The sequence below is a fragment of the Allobosea sp. BK604 genome (assembly GCF_004341515.1).
Lineage (GTDB): Bacteria > Pseudomonadota > Alphaproteobacteria > Rhizobiales > Beijerinckiaceae > Allobosea.
On sequence record NZ_SLZF01000001.1, the window covers coordinates 109,703 to 130,400 of the forward strand.

Annotated in this window: 23 protein-coding genes and 1 tRNA gene; 15 read left to right on the forward strand and 9 right to left on the reverse strand. The window is 65.2% G+C overall.

The features are described from left to right. Window positions 1–395: 395 nt before the first annotated feature. The 11 genes from EV560_RS00570 (at window position 396) to EV560_RS00615 (ending at window position 6,995) form a co-directional block, all read left to right on the forward strand. Window positions 396–806, forward strand: a complete 411-nt coding sequence (locus EV560_RS00570) for a hypothetical protein (protein ID WP_131852959.1) — start codon at window positions 396–398, stop codon at window positions 804–806. Beyond that, complete coding sequence (locus EV560_RS00575; protein ID WP_131852961.1) at window positions 806–1,024, forward strand: hypothetical protein; 219 nt, start codon at window positions 806–808, stop codon at window positions 1,022–1,024. The genes EV560_RS00570 and EV560_RS00575 overlap by 1 nt, the downstream gene beginning before the upstream one ends. Further along, window positions 1,021–1,704 (forward strand): hypothetical protein, encoded by a 684-nt coding sequence (locus tag EV560_RS00580; RefSeq protein ID WP_131852963.1) that lies wholly within the window; start codon window positions 1,021–1,023, stop codon window positions 1,702–1,704. The genes EV560_RS00575 and EV560_RS00580 overlap by 4 nt, the downstream gene beginning before the upstream one ends. Before the next feature lie 2 nt (window positions 1,705–1,706). After that, a complete protein-coding gene (locus EV560_RS00585) occupies window positions 1,707–1,904 on the forward strand; it encodes a hypothetical protein (RefSeq protein WP_131852965.1) in 198 nt (65 codons plus the stop codon). A 15-nt stretch (window positions 1,905–1,919) separates the two neighbouring features. Continuing rightward, window positions 1,920–2,261, forward strand: a complete 342-nt coding sequence (locus tag EV560_RS00590) for a hypothetical protein (RefSeq protein ID WP_131852967.1) — start codon at window positions 1,920–1,922, stop codon at window positions 2,259–2,261. A gap of 36 nt (window positions 2,262–2,297) precedes the next feature. Beyond that, the gene (locus EV560_RS00595; protein ID WP_248311834.1) at window positions 2,298–3,272 is read left to right on the forward strand and encodes a DUF2303 family protein; all 975 of its coding nucleotides are present in this window, start codon (window positions 2,298–2,300) and stop codon (window positions 3,270–3,272) included. Between the two features lie 63 nt (window positions 3,273–3,335). Continuing rightward, window positions 3,336–4,451 (forward strand): DNA polymerase III subunit beta, encoded by a 1,116-nt coding sequence (gene dnaN, locus EV560_RS00600; protein ID WP_131852969.1) that lies wholly within the window; start codon window positions 3,336–3,338, stop codon window positions 4,449–4,451. A gap of 2 nt (window positions 4,452–4,453) precedes the next feature. Continuing rightward, window positions 4,454–5,380, forward strand: coding sequence for a DUF5131 family protein (locus tag EV560_RS00605; RefSeq protein WP_131852970.1), 927 nt, complete (start codon window positions 4,454–4,456; stop codon window positions 5,378–5,380). After that, complete coding sequence (locus EV560_RS35640) at window positions 5,380–5,535, forward strand: hypothetical protein (RefSeq protein WP_165923258.1); 156 nt, start codon at window positions 5,380–5,382, stop codon at window positions 5,533–5,535. The genes EV560_RS00605 and EV560_RS35640 overlap by 1 nt, the downstream gene beginning before the upstream one ends. Then, window positions 5,532–5,819 (forward strand): hypothetical protein, encoded by a 288-nt coding sequence (locus EV560_RS00610; protein WP_131852972.1) that lies wholly within the window; start codon window positions 5,532–5,534, stop codon window positions 5,817–5,819. Before EV560_RS35640 ends, EV560_RS00610 begins: the two co-directional genes overlap by 4 nt. A gap of 15 nt (window positions 5,820–5,834) precedes the next feature. Next, window positions 5,835–6,995 (forward strand): tyrosine-type recombinase/integrase, encoded by a 1,161-nt coding sequence (locus EV560_RS00615; protein WP_131852974.1) that lies wholly within the window; start codon window positions 5,835–5,837, stop codon window positions 6,993–6,995. An 89-nt stretch (window positions 6,996–7,084) separates the two neighbouring features. Here EV560_RS00615 and EV560_RS00620 read toward each other — a convergent pair. The 6 genes from EV560_RS00620 to EV560_RS00645 form a co-directional block, all read right to left on the reverse strand. Further along, window positions 7,085–7,160 (reverse strand) — tRNA-Ile (locus tag EV560_RS00620). 113 nt (window positions 7,161–7,273) lie between these two features. Beyond that, the gene (locus EV560_RS00625; protein WP_165923259.1) at window positions 7,274–9,676 is read right to left on the reverse strand and encodes a methyl-accepting chemotaxis protein; all 2,403 of its coding nucleotides are present in this window, start codon (window positions 9,674–9,676) and stop codon (window positions 7,274–7,276) included. A 387-nt stretch (window positions 9,677–10,063) separates the two neighbouring features. After that, complete coding sequence (locus EV560_RS00630; RefSeq protein ID WP_131852978.1) at window positions 10,064–11,290, reverse strand: pilus assembly protein; 1,227 nt, start codon at window positions 11,288–11,290, stop codon at window positions 10,064–10,066. Between the two features lie 127 nt (window positions 11,291–11,417). After that, entirely contained in the window at window positions 11,418–11,828 is a 411-nt protein-coding gene (locus tag EV560_RS00635; protein WP_131852980.1) for an acyl-CoA thioesterase, read from the reverse strand. Then, complete coding sequence (locus EV560_RS00640) at window positions 11,821–12,192, reverse strand: hypothetical protein (protein WP_131852982.1); 372 nt, start codon at window positions 12,190–12,192, stop codon at window positions 11,821–11,823. The genes EV560_RS00635 and EV560_RS00640 overlap by 8 nt, the downstream gene beginning before the upstream one ends. 16 nt (window positions 12,193–12,208) lie before the next feature. Beyond that, the gene (locus EV560_RS00645; protein WP_131852984.1) at window positions 12,209–13,237 is read right to left on the reverse strand and encodes a methionine synthase; all 1,029 of its coding nucleotides are present in this window, start codon (window positions 13,235–13,237) and stop codon (window positions 12,209–12,211) included. Between the two features lie 76 nt (window positions 13,238–13,313). Here EV560_RS00645 and EV560_RS00650 point away from each other — a divergent pair, with 76 nt between their 5' ends. Both EV560_RS00650 and EV560_RS00655 read left to right on the forward strand, forming a co-directional pair. After that, a complete protein-coding gene (locus EV560_RS00650; RefSeq protein WP_131852986.1) occupies window positions 13,314–13,748 on the forward strand; it encodes a VOC family protein in 435 nt (144 codons plus the stop codon). A gap of 275 nt (window positions 13,749–14,023) precedes the next feature. Beyond that, on the forward strand, window positions 14,024–14,752 hold the full coding sequence (locus tag EV560_RS00655) for a class I SAM-dependent methyltransferase (protein ID WP_131852988.1): 729 nt from the start codon (window positions 14,024–14,026) through the stop codon (window positions 14,750–14,752). Window positions 14,753–14,875: 123 nt separating this feature from the next. Here EV560_RS00655 and EV560_RS00660 read toward each other — a convergent pair whose 3' ends face one another. Beyond that, complete coding sequence (locus EV560_RS00660; RefSeq protein ID WP_131852990.1) at window positions 14,876–15,337, reverse strand: NUDIX hydrolase; 462 nt, start codon at window positions 15,335–15,337, stop codon at window positions 14,876–14,878. Between the two features lie 305 nt (window positions 15,338–15,642). Between EV560_RS00660 and EV560_RS00665 the strand changes: the two genes are divergently transcribed. Then, window positions 15,643–16,734 carry an SMP-30/gluconolactonase/LRE family protein gene (locus EV560_RS00665; protein WP_131852992.1) on the forward strand — a complete coding sequence of 364 codons (1,092 nt, stop codon included), beginning with the start codon at window positions 15,643–15,645 and terminating at the stop codon, window positions 16,732–16,734. Window positions 16,735–16,874: 140 nt separating this feature from the next. Here the strand turns inward: EV560_RS00665 and EV560_RS00670 are convergent, their stop codons facing one another. Then, window positions 16,875–18,098, reverse strand: coding sequence for an MFS transporter (locus tag EV560_RS00670; protein ID WP_131852994.1), 1,224 nt, complete (start codon window positions 18,096–18,098; stop codon window positions 16,875–16,877). Window positions 18,099–18,332: 234 nt separating this feature from the next. Here EV560_RS00670 and EV560_RS00675 point away from each other — a divergent pair, with 234 nt between their 5' ends. Further along, window positions 18,333–19,355 carry a 2-dehydropantoate 2-reductase gene (locus tag EV560_RS00675; RefSeq protein ID WP_131852996.1) on the forward strand — a complete coding sequence of 341 codons (1,023 nt, stop codon included), beginning with the start codon at window positions 18,333–18,335 and terminating at the stop codon, window positions 19,353–19,355. Window positions 19,356–19,368: 13 nt separating this feature from the next. Here EV560_RS00675 and EV560_RS00680 read toward each other — a convergent pair whose 3' ends face one another. Beyond that, window positions 19,369–20,679 carry a putative bifunctional diguanylate cyclase/phosphodiesterase gene (locus EV560_RS00680; protein WP_131852998.1) on the reverse strand — a complete coding sequence of 437 codons (1,311 nt, stop codon included), beginning with the start codon at window positions 20,677–20,679 and terminating at the stop codon, window positions 19,369–19,371. Window positions 20,680–20,698: the final 19 nt, after the last annotated feature.

Below are 20,698 nucleotides of genomic sequence, written 5' to 3' on the forward strand. Positions count from 1 at the left end.
TGCCCGGCCCGGCGGAAGTAGGGAATGATTGTTAGACGGCGCCGCTCCGCACAGGCAGAGCACACCAGGCGCCCCTCCAGATCGTCGATACTGCGATATCCCCGCTCGACGAGCTGACCAACCTTGTCGCCCTCCATCCGACGAGTGCGCCCGCAGGGCTCACACAGCACTTCCAGCGCCGTCAGTTGGGACAACGGCGGTGTTGGAACTCGATGATCTGACCAGGCCATACTCACGCCCGACGCTCCAGGTTTGTTCTCGTTAAGTTCTCATTTACATCCCAGCCACGACCAAGAGTCCAGTCGGATCTCACCGAATTGGATGTTTCCAACTTTCCTATTGACAGTTGGTTTTATCCAACTTATCCATTCTCCATCCAACCGATGGAGGCCGCCTTGAAGCAGCACCCCGCCGACGCCGCCGGCCATGGCCGCGGCTATCTCGAAAGTCGCATCGCCACGCAGGACGGCTATATTTGGCCGTTCGAACGCGCACGCATGGTATCCGCCGGCGCGATCGGCGAGCGCATGGTCGAGGACATCCGCGCCCTCGTCTTCGACGGCGGCGAGGATGCCGTCGTCTCCCTCGCCGATCTGCTCTCCAAGGGCTGGACCAGCGAGCAGATCCGCGCCCATGGCCAGCCCGCCTTCTGCCGCTTCAATGAGGAGCGCGAGAAGGACGAGGCCTCGGGCGTCTATGCCTTCGGCCGCGACACGCTGGGCCGGCAATTCGTCGAGGCCGCCTCACTCGGCATCTTCTGCTTCGGCCTGCTGACCTGGGCCGGCATCGGCGGCGGGTCGCTCTGATGACGACGCTCCGTCAAGGCCTCTCACTCGCGGGCGAGGCGTTCACGGTCCTGGCCGGGCTCTGCCTCGCGGCCGTGATCCTGCTCGCCGGCCTCACCTTCCTCGCCCTGCTCGTCGGCGTCGCCGACCATCACCTGCAGCCGACAGTCCTGGCCGGCTTCCTGATCGTGCTTGTCGGACTGGGCTATTGGCTGGTCGGCCGGAGGGTACGCGCGTGACTTGGCTCCCCACTGAGAGCGGACGGATCTTCGAGCTCCTGGCCCCCGACTGGCGCCAGGTCGATTTCGACATCGACATCCCGAACGCGCTTGCGCGCATCCCGCGCTTCACCGGCCATATCGGCAGCGGGCCGTACTCGGTCGGGCAGCACAGCGTTGTCGGAGCTGACGCGGTCTTTCGCGACACCGGCGACCGCAAGGCCGCCGGCTGCTTCCTGCTGCACGATGCGCACGAATACGTGCTGAACGACAAGGCGACCCCGATCGCCGAGGCCGAGGCGGCCCTGGCCGAGCAGGATTGCGCCGGCGCCGGACGCATCGTCCGCGAGGTCAATCGCAGGCTGAAGCAGAGTGTCGACGTGGCGATCTACCAGGCTGCCGGCCTCGGCACGAGCGGCTGCCCGGCCGCGTTCCGAGACATCGTCCGCGCTTACGACCTGCGGATGCTCGCGACCGAGCGGAACCATTTCCTCGGCCGCGGCACCCGGCTCTGGCACCCCTCGATCGAGCAGGCCGAGCCGCTGCGCCTGTCCGGCAAGCTCAAGGTCTGGCCTTGGCCCGACACGGCGGATGAATTCCGCGAGCGCCTGCGCCGGTACCTTCCGGAGCGCTTCGGTGCCTCTCCCTCTTCCCCGAAACCCGCGCCGCGCCCAGCCGCGCGCCAGCCGGTGGAGGCCTGACGATGGATGTCACCCCAAAGAAGGGCGAGGCGCTCGACCGGACGCAGGTCTGGCTCGCGGCATGGGTCGCCGTGGCCACCTCAAACAGCTGCTTGAGCGCGATGGTTGCCACCGACTGGGCTGATCACTGCCTGAAAGCTTTCGACGAGCGCTTCTCCGCTGCCACTTCCCCCCAAGCCGCGCCACGCCGCGCTCTCTAGGAGGCCTGACCACCCATGAAACGCATCCGCGATGCGCAGACCATCATCGGCTCACTGGAGGATGGCGAGGCAATCGCCGCCGTCTCGAAGGAGCTGACCGAGACGCTCGCCGATCTCAAGGCGCAGTGCGGCGGTCGGCCCAAGGCGAAGGCAAAGGGCACGGTCACCTTAACGCTCGCGATCGAGGTCGAGGGCGGGTCCGCCACCATCACCGCCGACGTGCAGTCCAAGCGGCCCAAGCCCGTGCGCGGCTCGTCCTTCTTCTGGGTGCTCGATGACGGATCGCTGAGCACCGAACACCCGCAGCAGACGAACATGTTCGACGGCCCGCGCGGCGTCGTCGGCACCAACGCCTGATCGCGCCCCTCTCAACCACCAGCACAGGAGCCCGCAGTGGCCACCGCCAAAACCTCAGAACCCGTCACAGCGACCCTCGAAACATTCTTCGAGGGGGCTATTCCCAATTCCGAGCGCGGCATCGCGGCGATTGTCGACCTGACGAAGAAGAGCCTCTTCTCCCTACCGACGATCGTCGAATTGCCGGATCTCGGCGCCGGTGTTCCAAGAGCCATCCCGGCAATCGTCGACGCCCGCAACGGAACTCTCACGCCCGCCCGGGACCTGGTCGAGGCCTTCCGAACCAAACCGGCCAGCAAGCGCGGGACGGCGACGGCGCTCACGCTCGAATCGTTCGTTGATCTACTCAACCGGCACAAGACCGAGCACTCGGCCGTGTTCGCGGACACGAGTTGGAAAAAGCCCGGCTTTACCGCCGTCATCGACTACCACGACAAGGTGAGCGGCGGCGCGGCCGACAATCTGAAGCATCGCATCCGCTATGACTTCCCGCTTTCGGAGGAGTGGAAGGCCTGGGTTGAGCAGAATGGCGAGCCGATGGAACAGGGCGCCTTCGCCTCATTCCTCGAGGATCGTATCGCCGACCTGACTGCGCCGAACGATCACGAGCGCATCAATCTGGAGCGCGACTTCGACACCAAGATCGCGACGCCAGCGCAGCTGATCCAGCTGTCGCGCGGCCTGCAGGTCAATGTCGACAGCGCGGTCAAGAATGTCGTGAACCTGACGACGGGCGAGGCTCAGATCGCTTTCGAGGAACGCCACAGCGACAGCAATGGCCAGCCGCTCAAGGTGCCCGGCCTGTTCATGCTCAACATCGCGCCCTTCTTTATGGGCGAGAAGATCACCATCCCGGTGCGCCTCCGGTACCGCCCGGCCGGCGGCAAGATCCGGTGGTTCTACCAGATGTATCGGCCCGACCTGCACGTCACCGAGCGCGTGCGCGACGATCTGTCCACCGTCGCCGATCGCACGGGCACGCCGACCTTCGAAGGCTCCCCGGAGGCCTGACCAGCTCCCAGCACTGGCGGGGCTTCGGCCCCGCCCCTTTTCCCTTGAAGCGGAACGCATCCCGTGAAGATCACCGTCCAGCGCGACACGCTCGCCCCGGCCCTCGCCGCGCTCAGCCGCGTGGTCGAGCGCCGCAACACCATCCCGATCCTGTCGAACATCCTGCTGCGCGCCGAGGGCGATCGGCTGACCCTGCGCGCCACCGATCTCGACATCCAGGCCGAAACCAGCCTCGCCTGCGAGGTTGCGGAGCCGGGCTGCACCACACTGCCGGCACACACCCTGTCCGACATCGTCCGCAAGCTCCCGGCCTCGGCCTCGATCACGCTGGACGGCGCCGACGACAAGGGGCTCACCCTGCGCTCCGGCCGCTCGCGTTTCACCGTCCAGACCCTGCCAGAATCTGATTTCCCCGACATCACCATCGGCGAGTTCACCCACCGCTTCTCCCTGCCGGCGAAGGATCTCGCCGCAACGCTCGACCAGGTCGATTTCGCGATCTCGACCGAGGAGACGCGCTATTACCTCAACGGCATCCACATGCACGCCCATGAGAGCGGGGGAGAGGCGAAGCTGCGCGCCGTCGCCACCGATGGCCACCGCCTCTCCCGCATGGAAATGCCCCTGCCCGAGGGCGCGGCCGGCATGCCCGCCATCATCATCCCGCGCAAGACGGTGGCCGAGCTCGCGCGCATGACCAAGGACCAGGATGGCGAGATCACGCTCGAGCTGTCGCAAACCAAGATCCGCGCCACGCTCGGCGCGGCGACGCTGACCTCGAAGCTGATCGACGGCACCTTCCCGGATTACCAGCGCGTCATTCCGAGCGGCAACGACAAGATCGCGATGCTCGATGCCGCAGCCTTCAAGGCCGCGATCGACCGTGTCGCCACCATCTCCAGCGAGCGCGGCCGCGCCGTGAAGCTCGCCCTCGGCGAGGCCGGTCTGACCCTCTCGGTCACCAATCCCGACGCCGGCGCCGCCACCGAGGAGCTGGAGCCCGACTACGACGGCCCGCCGATCGAGATCGGCTTCAACGCCCGCTACCTGCTCGACATCGTCGGCGTGCTCGCCGGCGACACCGTCCAGATGAAGCTCGCCGAGCCGGGCGCCCCCGCCATCTTCCAGCGGCGCGAAGGCGACAGCCTCCTCGTCGTGCTTATGCCGATGAGGGTTTGATGATGGCTGACGGCACCGCAATCGAATGGACTGACGCGACCGTCAACTTCTGGTGGGGCTGCACCAAGGTCGGCCCCGGCTGTGACCACTGCTATGCCGAGACGCTGTCAGACCGGTTCTCAACCGGCCATTGGGGGACGGGCGCGCCGCGAAAGAAGATCAAGGGCGCAGCGAGGCTGCTCAATAGGCTCGACAACGACTATGCGTGGTGGGCCGCAGACGCGCAGATAGGCCAGCTTCATCCCAACTCGCGCCGCCGCGTCTTTGTCCAGTCCATGTCGGACCTCTTTGATCTCGAGGTGCCGCTCGACTGGTTTGGCGAGGCTTGGGAAAAGATCGTCCAATGCGACCGGATCGACATCCAGATCGTTACGAAGCGCATCAGCGCAGTCGAGAAGCGGCTGGGAGCGATTGCCAGCACGATTTGGCCGGGGCACGCGGGCCTGATCGTCACCGTCGTGAACCAGGCCGAGTTCGATCGCGACGTGCCGCGACTTCGCGCCCTCAAGGCAAAGCTCGGCATCCCCTGGGTCGGCCTTTCCTGCGAACCTCTGCTCGGGCCGATTGTCGGCGATTTCTCCGAAATCGACTGGATCATCGTCGGTGGCGAAAGCGGTCCGCGGCCGATGCATCCCGACTGGGCCCGCTTGATCCGCGATCAATGCGCGGCCTCCGGCACCGCTTTTTTCTTCAAGCAATGGGGCAGTTGGTATCCGCAGATCGACCGCGATCGCGACGATCCCGACTGGCGCCAGGACTACAGTCGTCGCTTTGCCGACAACGACAGGACGCGCTGGCTCAACCTGGAGGGCGGGCGCGGCTTTCACGGCGAGCGCTTCCACGTCATGGGCCGCATCGGCAAGAAGGCTGCGGGTCGGCTGCTCGATGGAATCGAGCATTCCGCCTTCCCCGTGGGAGGCCGCTGCTGATGGCCAACTTGCTCATCCTCGGCGGCAGCCTGTCCTTCGTGATCGCCTGCGCCATCGGCGTCGCCGGCAGGCAGGACAATGACCCCTTCAGCCGACGCCTCGCGATCGTGCTGGGCATCGGCAGCGCTGCCACCATCTTCGCCGCCATCCTATGACCGTCGTCGACTATAGCCGAAGGGCTCGACGCGCCGAGGTGCTTCCCGCCTCTCTGCCTCCCCGTGGGCTCGATCGACTGCAGGCCGCAGCCTATATCTGTGTGTCGGCGACCAAGTTCGACCAGATGGTCGAGGACGGCCGCATGCCGAAACCGAAACAGATTGATGCCCGGGTCGTATGGGACGTGCGGAAGCTCGATCTTGCCTTCGATGCCCTGCCCGAACAGGATGCCGCGGAAAGCGAGGGCGCCGACGCCGAGCGCTGGAAGAAGGTCGCGGTCTAAATCGCGGTGAGCAGGGTGCAGATCGATCTGCCTTACGTCTATGAGGACCTGGACCGCCACGGCAACGTCCGCATCTATTTCTGGCGCGGCAAGGGCCATAGCAAGGTCCGTATTCGTGAGCAGCCGGGGACCAAAGCCTTCCGGGATGCCTATGACGCTGCGGCCGCGCTAGACACCCTGAAGCGGGAGCCGACACCGGAACAAGCTGCCGGGATTGCCTCGAACTCGACCGTCACCTTGCCCAAGCCTGGGACTTACCGCTGGCTCTGCGCCCGCTACATGGCTGAATGCGCCGACTATTTGCGCAACGACCTTCAGACCAGAAAGACGCGCAAGCAGATCCTCGAGGCGACCTATGACGAGCCGATCGCGCCGGACTCGTCCGACACCTTCGCCAACATGCCGCTCGAATATCTGAGCCTGAAGGCGCTCTATGTGCTGCGCGATCGCAAGCTCGATCTGCCCGGTGCCGGCAACAACCGCGTCAAGGCACTACGCCAAGTCTTCAAATGGGCGGTGGCCCCCAACGTCCAGATCGTCAAGGTCAACCTCGCGCGCGATATCAAGCTCTTCGAGACCGAGGGCGACGGCTTCCACACCTGGACGATCGAGGAGGTCCGCGCCTTTGCGAAGCGTCACCCGCTCGGCACCAAAGCCCACCTCGCGCTCGGGCTTCTCCTCTTCACCGGCGTGCGCCGCTCCGATGTCGTGCTGCTCGGCCGGCAGATGATCCGCGACGGCTGGCTGCATTTCACCGAGAAGAAGCACGGCCGACGCAAGCCGAAGGCACGGCAGCTTCCGGTGCTGCCGGCGCTTCGCCACATCGTCGACCACTCCCCTGCCGGAAACTTGACCTTCCTGGTCACCGAGTACGATCGACCGTTCACCGGGAACGGCTTCGGCAACAAGATGCGGGACTGGTGCGATCAGGCAGGCCTGCCGCAATGCTCGGCTCACGGCCTACGCAAGGCAGGCGCGACAATCGCCGCTGACAATGGCGCGACCGAGCATCAGCTGATGGCGATCTTTGGTTGGGAGAGCCCTAAGCAGGCCGCCCTCTACACGCGCAAGGCAAACCGGCGGAAGCTCGCCGGCGCCGGCATGGCCTTCATCGATCTCGGCGATCTCGACGGAATCGAGGACGTTGACGATCCCAATTCAGAGGACGAAGCCTGAACAGATCTTTCCCACTTTCAGGCCGGGTTGAAGCCCGTGGGAAAAAACAGGCGAAAAAACACAATAAAATCAGTGACAGAATAGAGAGGTGGTGGGTCGGGCCGGACTCGAACCGGCACCGGCGCTGTTATGAGCAGCGAGCTCTAACCATTGAGCTACCGACCCGCATCTCGCGTAACATCGCCGCCAGCCGGCAGGCAAGGCCCGATCTTAAAAGCGTAAGGCCCGCTGCGGTACCGCAGCGGGCCTTTTGCATGCTTCGATACTGGTGGCGGGGGTCAGGCGGCGCGCGCCATGTCCTTGCCATGCTCGGCGACATGTCCCTCGCGGAACTTGAAGCGGCCGATATGCTCGGTCAGCGCGCGGGTCTGCTCGTCGGTGAGCGCCAGAGCCGCGTTGGTCTCCTCGACCAGCGCCGCGTTCTGATGCGCCATCGTGCCGATGCCGTCGATCTCGTTGTTGATGGTCGAGACGTCGCTGGCCTGGCTGCGGGCGGTTTGCGAGATGCCGTTCATCAGGCCGGTGAGGTCGTTGACCGATGCGACGATGCTCTCGAACATCGACGAGGTCTCCTCGACCAGCCCGACGCCGACCGCGACGTCGCCATGGGCGGCCTCGACGAGGCGCTTGACGTCGTTGGAGGCATCGGCCGAGCGCTTGGCGAGGCTGCGCACCTCGGCCGCGACCACGGCGAAGCCACGGCCGCTATCGCCGGCGCGCGCCGCCTCGACCGCCGCATTGAGCGCGAGCAGGTTGGTCTGGAAGGCGATCTCGTCGATCATCGCGATGACCTCGGAGATCTTGTTCGAGGAGGCGCGGATGCGGTGCATCGCGTCGAGCGCCGAGGAGACGACCTTCTCACCCTGCTGGGCGCGCTGCTCGGCGCTCTCGGCCATGCCCATCGCCTGGGCGGCCTCGGAGGCGGTCTTCTTCACCGTGCCGGCGAAGGCACCGAGCTGGTTGGTCGCCATCGAGACGGCATTGCTTTCCTCGGTGGTGCGCTCGGCGAGGTCGGTGACACCGTCGAGGATCTCGCTCGTTGCGCTGCGTACGGCCGCGACCGTGTCGGAGAGGCGCGCCAGGGTGCTCTCGAATTCCTCGGCGAGGCCGTTGGTGCCGTCCTTGAGCTCGGCGAAGGCGCCCTGGTAGAGGCCGGCGACGCGGGTCGAGAGATGGCCGGCAGAGAGTTCCGCCAGGACCTCGCAGGTCTCGCCGAGGCCGCCCTGCACCGTCTCCAGGAGCGAATTCACGGATTCGGCCAGCGCGTTGAGCTCCGGATCGGCGAAGGTCGCGGCGACGCGGCGGCTGAAATCGCCGGCCGCGGCAGCCGCCACGACCTCGCCGAAGGCATCGCCGAGTTCCTTCATCATCTCGCGGCGGCGCTGCAGCGCCAGCGCGTCATCCTCGATCTTCTGTTCTTCGGCCTTGCGCAGGGCCACCGCATTGTCGCGGAAGAGCAGTACGCTCTTCGAGATGTCGGAGATCTCGTCATTGCCCTTGGTGTCGACGACGGTCTCGAGCTGGCCATCGGCGATGGCGCGGGTCGCGGACCAGAGCCGGTTGAGGCGTCCGACGATCGCCGGGCGGACATAGATCAGCGAGAGCGCGAGCGCGACCAGCACCGAGCCGAGGCCGAGCCCGCCCAGCCAGATCTTGCTCTGCTCGATCATGGCGCTGGTCGAGGCCTTGGCTTCGAGAGCCTCGCCGCGTGCGCCCTTGACCAGGCCCTCGACCTCCTTGCGCACCACCTCGGCCGCCAGGTTGAGCTCCTTCAGCCCGACGATGACGGATTCGCGCGTGATGATGTCGCGGTCGCGCACGCTCATCAGGCCGCTGCTGCCTTCGCCCGTGGCCAGGATGGAGTTGACCGACTTTTTGCGCCCCTCGTTCGGCGCGAGCTTCTCGGCGTCGGCGATGCTTTTGCGCACGCGCTGCGCCATGGCCTGGAAGCGGTTGCCCGCCATGCCGAGCCGCGAGCTGTCGTCGATCTGGGCGATCTCGCGGAGCAATCCGATCGTCTCGTTGATATCGGCCTGGAGGCCGCGTGCGAGATCGAACGAGACGAAATCCTTCTCGATGACGGTCTCGAGCGCGCTGTCGAGTTCGTTGCCGGTCAGGCCCTTGATGCCTTCCATGCCGATCAGGAGGTCGGACTTGGCCGCATCGGCCTCGGTCGACACCGAGCGTTCGAACTCCTCGCGGGCGCTGTCGAGCTGCGCCAGGGCGGAGGCCGCCTCGGAGGCATTGCGCAAGCGCTCGCCGGTCAGGTCGTTGATGCCGTTGATCTGGCGGGAGAGCTCGTCGATTGCCTTCTGCGCCTTGTCCTTGTTGACATTGCCCTGGGCGATGCGGCGCAGCAGGTCGAACTGGCGGGACTCGACCGCGTCGAGCTCGTTGGTCAGGTTGGCGCGCTCGCGCACGGTGCGGACCTCGCCGAACCGGCCGGCAAGCGCGGTCGACTGCGTCGCCGCCTGGGACAATTCGAGAGCCAGCTCGACCACCGGCATCTTGCGCTCGACCATATCCGCGACCGTCTGGTTGACGCGATCATAGGAGAACCAGGCCACGAGCGACGCCACGATCGTCAGCGCGGTCAGAAAGCCGAGCGCGGCATAGATGCGCGTGGCGATACCGATGCGCAGCGGCGTACGCTGGCGCTCGGGCTTCTTGGCCTTGTTCATCATCGGTCTCCGGTATGCATCGCCGCGCGCAAATGGTTCAGGCCGGCAGGGCCACGAATGTCGGACGACCCGGCGATGAGAGGCTCATCGCCGCAGCCGCATAGCTTGCGGAGGCTAGGTGGTGGAGAGCCCGACCAAGCGGGATCAGATCGGCAGCGATGCCGACAGCCGGGATGTCCCGATAAACGGGCATGAAATAGGTCCCCCAGACCTCTGAACCAGCTTCGAGGGCTTCAAGCCTCTTGACCTATAGGAATGGGGGATCGCGCTTAAAAAACGCTTAAGTGGGCGCACTATTCTGAATCGCCGACCTGAGCCGGCAATTCAGTAATCGTTAAGATTTGACGCAAGAGCCATGGATTGCCGAAGCGGAATACCAGTCGGGCGTCAGTGGGTCAGCGTCGGCGTCTTGGTCTTGGTCGCGATCGCATCGGCCAGTTTGGTGACGAGCTGCGTGTTGCCCTGGGTGAGCGTGCCGCCCTGGAAGAAGTTCGGCCATTTTGAAACCGGCTTCCAGTTGGTCGTCTGCGCGTTTCCGAAGAAGACCAGCATCTGATTGCCGTGGTCCATCGCGGGTGCGGCAATCCATTTATCCGACAGCCCCACTTCCGGCGGCGTCCCCACCCATTTGCGCGGCATGATATTGGCCGGCGGATAATCGGGATTGAGCAGCGAGCGCGAGTAGGACGGCGGCTGTGCATCGGCATCCGTCCAGACCACGATGACGTTGAACGAGGCGGTGATCGTCTTGCCGGCGCTGCTGCCGCCGACGACCGTCTCGCCCGTCTTGGTCCAGGTCGAGTTCATGCCTTCGTTGACGCATTCGAGGCCGGATTCCGGCAGGTCGCCGCCACCGCTCGCCTTCTCTGGAGAGACGAAGGTGGAAAAGCCGGTCGATTGATCGGGCAGGCGGTAGAAATTGCTGACCTTCATCACCGGCCGGTCGCCGACATCGCGCATGTCCGCGTTCTTTCCGGTGGGAATCGAGTTGCCGCCGTAGTCGCGGTAGAAAACGACCTTGACGCGCATCGAGTCGAACTTCTCGATTTTGCGCTTCTCAAGCTCGCCGTTCAGGCTGCTCTCGAAGGTGAGCGCGGTATTCTTGACGGCATTGATGGTATTCTGCATCGAACCTGTCGCGTCGATACAGAAGACCAGATCGAGATGGCGGACCTGCGGCTTGGCGATCAGCGCCGTGGCATTCGCCGAGACCGTCGTCTGAGCGCCGAGCATGCTGCCGAACATTGTCGGGATCGTCGCCGTCGCGGCACCCGTCACCGAGACGCTGCCGCTGGTAACCGCAAAATTCGACGTGGTGACCGTCCCCGGAAAACCGGTCGGCAGGGCGGAGCGGAAATAGCGGCCAGCGGTTGCAACGCGGGTATTGTCCGCATCGTTCAGCTTCGCGGCCGCCAATACGGCGGAATCGACCGCATTCTGCAGGTCGATCTTCGCGTTCTGGGCTCGCGACGTCTCCACGAGGACGCCGGTCAAGGTCAGCAGCGGCACGAGTGCGGCCGCGAACATCATGAGGACGCCGCCGCGTTCGTCTGAACGCAGGCGCGACGGCAGCGTGAGCAGCTTGCGAAAATAGTGGCGAGCCGGGTGGTACATGACCAAGGTCCTGTCGGGGTTGACACCACGACAGAACCACCACCCGCTGTCTCAATGGTTAACGCGGCCAGGCAAGCTGAAGGGGAGGTGAAGATTCCATTAGCGTAATCGCCGAGTCGCCGCAGATCTAACTGCTCGGCAATGGCGGCACCGGCCGTGGCTTTCCTTCCTCGTCGATTGCCACGAAGGTAAAGCTCGCATCCGTGACTTTCTCATTCAACGTCGTCCGGAAGCGCCTGGCCCAGGCCTCGACCTGGATCTTCATCGATGTCCGGCCGACCGACACCACCTCGGTATAGACGCTGAGCACGTCGCCGACCTTGACCGGCCGGATGAAGTTCATGGCCTCGACCGCGACGGTCACCACCCGGCCCTGCGCCCGGTCGACACCGGCAATGCCGCCGGCCTGGTCCATCCGCGACATCACCCAGCCGCCGAAGATATCGCCATTGGAATTGGTGTCGGCGGGCATGGCGATGGTGCGTACGGTCAGGCTGCCGCGTGGTTCCTCCTCAGGCTGCAGGCCGGACTCAGTCATCGTCGGTCTTTCCTTCTTCGACATGGAACGAGTGGAGCACGCGGTGCAGCACCGGCGCCAGCACGAAGCCTGTGGCGATCACCACGAAGAGCCCTGAGAACAGCGCATAAGTACCGGCGAAGAGCTTGCCTGCCTGCGTCTTGAGCTCGCCGACCGGCCCCATCCCCGAGAGGATCATCGCCGCATTGACGAAGGCGTCGGTCGCACCCATGCCCTCGGTCGTGGCGTAACCGATCATGCCGATGCACATGCCGATAATCGTCAGCCCGATCCAGAGCAGGATCGCCCGGCCCATCCGAAGCGCGAAACGCCGCGCCGGGATGACACGCTGCCCACGATGCTCGAACCGTGTCAGCCCCCTCACCTCACCCGCTCCATCCTCAGCCCTGCCCGCCCAGTTCCTTGCGCACCAATGCCGCGCCGGCCGCGAGCGCTGCGAGCTTGCCATAGGCGACCTCGCCCGACATCGGCGCCATCCCGCAATTGGTACAGGGATAGAGCTTTTCCGGCGGAACGAAGGCGAGCACCGCGCGGATCGTCGCCGCGACCTCCTCGGGCGTCTCGACGGCGTTGCTCGCGACATCGATCGCGCCCGCCAGCACATCCTTGCCGTCGAGCAGCCTGATCAGGTCGAGCGGCACATGCGAGTTGCGGCATTCGAGCGAGACCTGCTTGATCGAGCTCCTGGCGATGGCCGGGAAGGTTTCCTCGTATTGCCGCCATTCCGAGCCGAGCGTCGCCTTCCAGTCGATATTGGCCTTGATGCCATAGCCGTAGCAGATATGGACCGCCGTCGTGGCGGTCAGATCCTGCGCGGCGCGCTCCAGGCAGGCGATGCCCCAGTCCGAGACCTCCTTCATGTAGACATTGAAGGCCGGCTCGTCGAACTGGATGACGTCGACGCCGATCGCCTGCAGCTCGCGCGCCTCCTCGTTCAAAGCGATGGCGAAGGCCATGGCGAGATCCTCCCGCCGTCCGTAATGCTCGTCGGCGATCGTATCGACGATCGTCATCGGCCCCGGCAGCGTGAACTTCAGCTTGCGCCTGGTATGCGCGCGGGCGGCAAGCGCTTCCATGCGATGGACCGGCCCCTTGCGCCGGATCGGCCCCGTCACGGTCGGCACCTCGACCTCATAGCGGTTGTTGCGGATGCCCATCACCGTCTTCTTGGCGAAGTCGATCCCGTCGAGATTGGCCAGGAAGCCATGGACGAAATGGACCCGCGCCTGCTCGCCATCCCCGACGATGTCGAGGCCGGCATCCTCCTGCAGCTTCACCGCGAGGATGGTGGCGTCGCGCTTTCCGGCTTCGAGCGCCTCGCCCTGGAGCTTCCAAGGCGCCCAGAGACGCTCCGGCTCGGCGAGCCAGGTCGGCTTCGGCAGGCTGCCGGCGAGAGTGGTCTGGAGCATGGCGTTCACCCTTGAGGCTTGCAGCCGAGATTGGACACGCCGCAGATTGCGTCAAGCTGGGATATCGGAGAGCGCCATGACCAAAATCGCAATGACCAAACCCGCAATGATCTGCATCTCGCTACGCTATGCCGACGCGCCGCGCATGTATGACTGGCTGATCGAGGCGTTCGGCTTCGAGAAGCACGCGGCCTATTATTCCGACGACGGCAAGACCCTGCTCCATGGCGAACTGCGCATGGGCGAGAGCTTCGTCATGCTCGGCTCCGCCGAGAACAATGAATTCGGCAAGCTGGTCTCGCGCCCGGCCGAGCTCGGCGGCACCACCGCCTCGCCCTATATCGCGACGGATGACATCGACGCCCGCTGCGAGCGGGCTCGCGCCGCCGGAGCGGAAATCTGCATGGAGCCGCGCGACCAGCCCTATGGCAGCCGCGACTTCATCTGCAAGGACCCCGAGGGCCATGTCTGGTGCTTCGGCACCTATCGGCCAGGTGACGCGCCAGCCTGATTCCATCGGATCACCTCCCCCGGAACACCATCCGCGCGATCCTCGCCCTGACCTCACCGCGACGTGACGTCGGCCGAGTGACATACTGGCGCCATATCAAATCAAGAGTAATATGCGGCTGTGAGCATATAGAAGGGTCAGATTTTTCTTTTCGGCTAAAGGATATCGGCATGAAACTCGACATCAATTTTCCGCCCGACTTCCGCCCACGCTACGGGTACTCACAAGAAATCTCCAAGCACATCCACTCGATATTTTCACACCATGAGAAGGGGATGCGCGAAATCATTACGAAAATTGGAACATATCGCGAGCTTTTCTCTGCGATCCCCATCGGGGCCGATGCCAAGAGCCAGGAGCCGCGCTGGATCAACGGCTGGTTTCCGAGCCTCGACAGCATGGTGCTCTACCACCTCCTGGCGCGGCGCAATCCGGCGACCTATGTCGAGATCGGCTCGGGCAACTCGACCAAATTCGCGCGCCGCGCGATCGAGGACCACAAGCTCAAAACCCGGATCATCTCGATCGATCCGGAGCCGCGCACCGAGGTCGACGCAATCGCCGACGAGGTGATCCGCTCGGGCGTCGAGTTCGTCGACGTCTCTCTGTTCTCGAAGCTCGACGCCGACAGCGTGGTCTTCTTCGACGGCAGTCATCGCTCGTTCCAGAATTCCGACGTCACCGTCTTCTTCATCGACATCCTGCCGGAGCTGAAGCCGGGGATCGATGTCGGCATCCATGACGTGCTCTGGCCATGGGACTATCCGCCAGCCTGGGTCGAGCGCTACTACAACGAACAATACATGCTCGGAACCTATATGCTCGCCTTCGGTGTTTCCTTTCCGCTGATCTTCTCCTGCGCGCATGCAGGGCGGAAGTTCCAGCCCGAGCTCGCCGAGGCCTTGCCCGAAAATGTGCTCGCCGCCGTGAAGGAAAAATCCGGCTATGTCAGCGGCAGCAGCGTCTGGTTCAAGAAGCCGGCAATCGACTACGGCCTGAGCTAAGGCATTTTCGAGCGAAGCGAGTACCGACTCGCGTCAAGAAAATCCAATAAAACAAAAGCTTAGAGCATTTTCGCGGTTCGAGGAAACGCGGAAATGCTCTGGCATCCGCCGTCCGGACGGACGTCACACCCGCACCAGCTCCTCCAGTCGGTCGAGGAACGGCCGCTGGCTTTCGAGGATCTTCTTGCGCGCAACCGGCAGGGAGAACCAGTCGGCACGATCGACCTCGGGAAACTGAGCGATACGGCCACTCCGCGGCGGCCATTCGAGCGTAAAACTGTTGCTTTCGATCGCCGCGGCATCGAGGTCACCTTCGATCGCGAAGGCGAGCACCCGCTTGCCCGCGCGCTGTACCACCTCTCCCAGCGGCGCGAAATCGCCCACGGGCCGCGTGCCCAATTCCTCCTGAAACTCGCGGATGGCGGCTGCGAGCGGGTCCTCGCCATCGCCGATCTCGCCTTTGGGAATCGACCAGGCGCCGCCGTCCTTGTTCTTCCAGAACGGTCCGCCCGGATGAACCAGCAGGATCGATGGCCCCTCGGCGCTGCGGCGATACAGCAAAAGCCCCGCGCTGGTGGCAGCCATCCCGGACATCCTCGCTGAAGCCCTCCGGCCCAGCGAGGGCAATGAGAGGCCAAGCATCCGGTGGAATGTCAGCCGCGCTGGCCGACCTGTCCAGCCATGCGGGTCCACCCGGAGAGGCCTGCGGCGGACGAGAGCCGCCGAGGAGGGTCCATCCGCAGGAGTCACTCTGAAATTTCAGATTTCAAATCTGAAACTCGATGCTATATCAGCGAGCGCTCGCCGATGGCCAAGGCGGCAGCACGCGGACGCCGGAAGAGCTCGGCTCGTGCCGGGCGTCGCCACAACAAAAGCTGGAGGGAACAACCGTGGACACGTCTCGTCGTCACCTGCTCACCGGCGGCCTTGCCGCCATCGCCGGCTCCTCGCTGGCCGGATCGGCCTTCGCCCAGGCCTTCCCGTTCAAGCCGAACCAGCGCTATCCCGACCCTGCGGTCGAAATCCTCGATCCCGGCTTCGCCAAGTACCGGATCTATTCGAGCACCGTGGAGCAGCTCGCGAGCGGGATGCGCTGGGCGGAAGGCCCGGTCTATTTCCCCGAGGGCCGCTATGTCCTCGTCAGCGACATTCCGAACAACCGGATCATGAAATACGACGAACAGAAGAACAGCTTCACCGTCTTCCGCGAGAACGCCAACTTCGCCAATGGCAACGCCCGCGACCGCCAGGGCCGGCTGATCACCTGCGAGCACTCGGTGACGCGCCGGGTCACCCGCACCGAGAAGAACGGCAAGATCACGGTTCTCGCCGACAGCTATGACGGCAAGCGCCTGAACGCGCCCAACGATGTCGTGGTCAAATCCGACGACACGATCTGGTTCACCGATCCGCTCTTCGGCATCAGCGGCGAATGGGAGGGCTCGCGCGCCAAGCCCGAGCAGGCGACCACCAACGTCTACCGCATCGGCACGGACGGCAAGGTCACCGCCGTCGTCACCGACCTGCTCAATCCGAACGGCCTCGCCTTCTCACCCGACGAGAAGAAGCTCTACGTGGTCGAATGGCGCGGCACGCCGAACCGCAGCATCTGGAGCTTCGATATCGACGCCGACGGCAAGGCCTCGAACAAGGTGAAGGTCGTCAGCGCTGACGATTTCGGCGCGCTCGACGGCTTCCGGGTCGATCGCGACGGCAATCTCTGGTGCGGCTATGGCAGCAACGGCGCGCTCGAGGCAGAGCCGGCGGAGGACGGAAGGCGCAAGGTCTTCAACCTGCGCGGCAAGTCGGAGGATCTCGACGGCGTCATGGTGTTCAGTCCGGCCGGCAAGCCTCTTGCGTTCATCCGCCTGCCGGAGCGCTGCGCCAATCTCTGCTTCGGCGGTCCGAAGGGCAATCGGCTGTACATGGCGAGCTCGCACTCGCTCTACGCGCTCTATGTCGAGGCGCACGGCGCGGTTTGATCCGCCCCGTCATTACGAGCACCCGGGTCTTGCCTTCGGCAAGCCCGAGTACAGGCTCCGCGAAGCAATCCAGGGGTGGCAGCGCTCTGTGTCGCCCTGGATTGCCCCGTCGCTCCTCGCAATGACGATTGGCGTTCCGCTCAGGCGGGCTGGGGCTTCTGCCGCACCCGCAGCATCAGCCAGCACACCACCGCGAGATTGACGAGGTTCCAGGCGAGCCCGTTGAGGAAGGCCATGCGGTAGGAGGCGAAATAGTCGAAGATCACGCCCGAGATATAGCCACCGAAGGCCATGCCCATGATGGTCGCGGACATCACCAGGCCGATGCGCACGCCAGCCTCCTTCGGCGGCAGGTACTCGCGGATGATGATGGCATACATCGGCACGATGCCGCCTTGGAACAGGCCGAAGATTCCCGTGACGATGAAGAGTGAGATCAGCCCGTCGAACCAGAGATAGAGAAAGAGCGCGAGTCCCTGCATCACCGAGCCGATCACCAGCGTCGCCGCTCCGCCGATCCGGTCGGCGACGAAGCCCGAGCCGATGCGGCTGACGACGCCGAGCCCGAGCATCAGCGAGAGCATCTCGGCGCCGCGCGCCACGCCATAGCCGAGATCGCCGCAATAGGCGACGATATGGACCTGAGGCATCGCCATCGCGACGCAGCAGCAGAAGCCGGCAACCGCGAGCAAGGCCTGGAGCTGGTTGGGCGAGAGCCCGAGATCGCCGCGCGCCCCGGCGCTGGACGCCTCGGCTGCCGCCAGCGTCGCGGCGGCCGGCCTGCGCCGGAAGAAGAAGGCGAGCGGCAGCATGACCACAAGCACCGCGATGCCGATGCCGATATGGGTCGCCCGCCAGCCATGGGCTTGGACGCCCCAGATGATGACCTGCGGCCAGAACATCCCGGCGAAATAGCTGCCGGAGGCCCCGAAGACGACCGCGAGCCCGCGATGCTTGCGGAACCAGTGCGACAGATCGGCGATCAGCGGCGCAAAGCCGGCTCCGGCACCGATCCCGATCAGCAGCCCATGCACGATCGCGAATTGCCAGAGGCTGCCGGAAAGCGCGGCCAGGAAATAGCCCAAGCCCATAAGCACGGCGCCAAGCATGATCGGTATCAGAATGCCGTAGCGATCGGCGACGCGGCCCATCGCGATATTGCCGAAGCCGAAACCGAGCATCGCGCAGGTATAGGGCAGCGAGGCCCCGGAGCGCAGCGTGCCGAACTCGGCCTGGACTGAGGGCAGCACGACCACGACCGACCACGTGCCGACGCAAGCGACGGTGCCAACCACCAAAGCCAGCGCCAGCCGCAACCAGGCATAGGCGGAATCGGGTGCGTAGCGCTGATCTTCCGGCGGCATGTTTCCTCGGTGCCGCCTCGAGGGAACGGCTTTTTTTCGCTGCCTGATGATTAGGCAGCCTCGAATGGCGCGACAAGCGCGTCGGCAGCAGTGCGGCACGGCGTCGATAGGGCAACGCGGTCCCGATCCTGTCAGCAATCCCTGCCATGCTTGGGCTTGACCCGGACATGTCCTGCCGGGAGGCTCCCAAAGCTTCGTCGCGCAGGAGACGGCGCGCAATCGGGCATCGAGACCATGGCAACGATCTGCATCTACGGCGCCGGCTCGGTCGGCTGCTATATCGGTGGCCGCCTGTTGGCATCGGGGAGCGAGGTCTGCTTCGTCGGTCGCCCACGAATCGGCGACGAATTGCGCGAGCATGGCCTCACGCTCTCGCATTACCAGGGCGGCCACTGGCAGGTGCCGCCGGAGGCGATCGCGTTCTCGACCGAGGCCGTCGCTGCGACCGAGGCCGATCTCGTGCTGGTGACCGTGAAATCCGCCGATACCGCCGCAGCCGCCGCCCGGCTCGCAGGCCTGCTCCGCCCCGGCGCCGTCGTGGTCAGCTTCCAGAACGGCCTGAGCAATGCAGCGATCCTGCGCGCCGTGCTCCCGCACCAGATCGTGCTCGAAGGCATCGTGCCGTTCAATGTCGTGGCGCGTGGGCCCGGCGCCTTTCACCAGGCCTCGGACGGCCGGCTCGAGGTCAAGGCCGCCTTCGAGCTGAAGCCCTTCCTCGCCGCTTTCGACGAGGCCGGCCTGCCGCTGACCCGTCAGCTCGAGATCGTGCCGGTGCAATGGGCGAAGCTACTGTTCAACCTCAACAACGCCATCAACGCGCTGGCGAACCTGCCTCTGAAGGAAGAGCTGTCCCAGCGCGCCTATAGGCGCTGCCTCGCGCTCGCCCAGGCCGAAGCCCTCGCGCTGCTGCGGCGGGCCGGCATTCGCCCGGCTCGGCTGACGCCGCTTCCGGCGAGCATGATCCCGGTCGCTCTGCACCTGCCCGACGCGCTGTTTTCCAGGCTGGGCAGAAAGCTTCTCGCCATCGATCCGCTGGCCCGCTCCTCGATGTCGGACGATCTCGCCGCGCGCCGGAAGACCGAGGTGGACTGGATCAATGGTGAAGTGCTTCGCCTGGCCGAGACGCTTGGCCGCAAGGCACCGGTCAACGCCTGTCTGTGCGGGCTGGTCCATGCGGCCGAGCAGGCCGCCGAGCGCCCGCGCTGGTCCGGCGCCGCCTTGCTGACGGAGCTACGGAAGGCGGCGACGCCGTCGTGACCGATGGAAGCTGTTAGCCGCCGGTCAGATGCGCATAGGCCGAGGCGTCGAGCGGCCGGCCGAGCAGATAGCCCTGCGCCAGATCGCAGCCTTCGCAAATCAGGAAGTCGAGCTGCTCCGGCGTCTCGACGCCCTCAGCCACCACCTCGATGCCGAGCGCATGGCCAAGCTGGATGACCGCGCGCGTGATCGCCGCCGATTCCAAGGTGACGCCGAGCGTCGCGACGAAGCTGCGGTCGATCTTCAGCGTCGTCAGCGGGAAGCGGTGGAGATAGGACAGCGACGAATAGCCGGTGCCGAAATCATCGAGCGCGATGCGCACGCCGAGCGCTCGCAGCCGCGACAGGGTCGTCATGGCGCGCACGGCGTCGGTCACCATCACGCCCTCGGTGATCTCGAGCTCAAGCCGCTCGGCCTCGAGCCCGGTCTCGCCCAGGATCGTCTCGACCAGCGCGGGCAGTTCGTCCGACTGGAATTCGAGCGGCGAGAGATTGACCGAGATCCTGAGCGGCTTCGCCCAGCTCGCCGCCTCGCGGCAGGCGCTGCGCAGGACATGGGCGCCGAGCGCGGCGATTAGCCCGCCCTCCTCGGCCGCCGGAATGAAGGTCGCGGGCGAGACCACGCCACGCACGGGATCGCGCCAGCGCGCCAGCGCCTCGAAGCCGATCACTGTCCCGTCCGGCCGGAATTGCGGCTGGTAGTGCAGCAGGATTGCGCCGCTCTCGATCGCCTCGCGCAGATTCCTGCGGAAAGCCAGGCGCTCGCAATCGGCCGCATGCTCCGCCATATCGGGCATGCGGGCTTCGTCGCGCCCACTCAGCTCGAACAGGAGGTTGAAGCCGCCGACGAGCCGGCCGAAGCGGTCGAAGAGCGGCGTCGGATTCTGCAGGAAGCGGATGCGGCTGCCATCCGGCCGTTCGGCTTGGAGCTCGACATTCCGAATCGCGCGGCCCTCGCGCAGGGCCTGCGCCATCGGGCCGTCGGCATGGGCCATCAGCTCGCCGGCCTGGTTGAAGAGTCGCTCCGTCACGCACCAGAGATCGAGGCCGAGCCTCGGCTCGCGCCCGGCGAAAGCGGCGGCAGCGGGATTGAAATAGCTGATCCGGCCATCCGCGTCGGTCAGATAGACCGCGGCAGGAAGCTGATCGAACAGGCCGGCAAGCCAGACCTTGTCGATCGGCTCTCCGCCCCCTGACGGCGCAGAGAGCAGGGCCTGAAGTTCAAAACCGGTTTCGGCAAACGGCGCGAAACCGGGTGCGAGAGTGATAGCCCCGGACGAAAAGCGCTGGTCGGCGCCTTCTGGTCCGGCAACAGCCTGGAACATTCGGAATTCGCTCGCACTG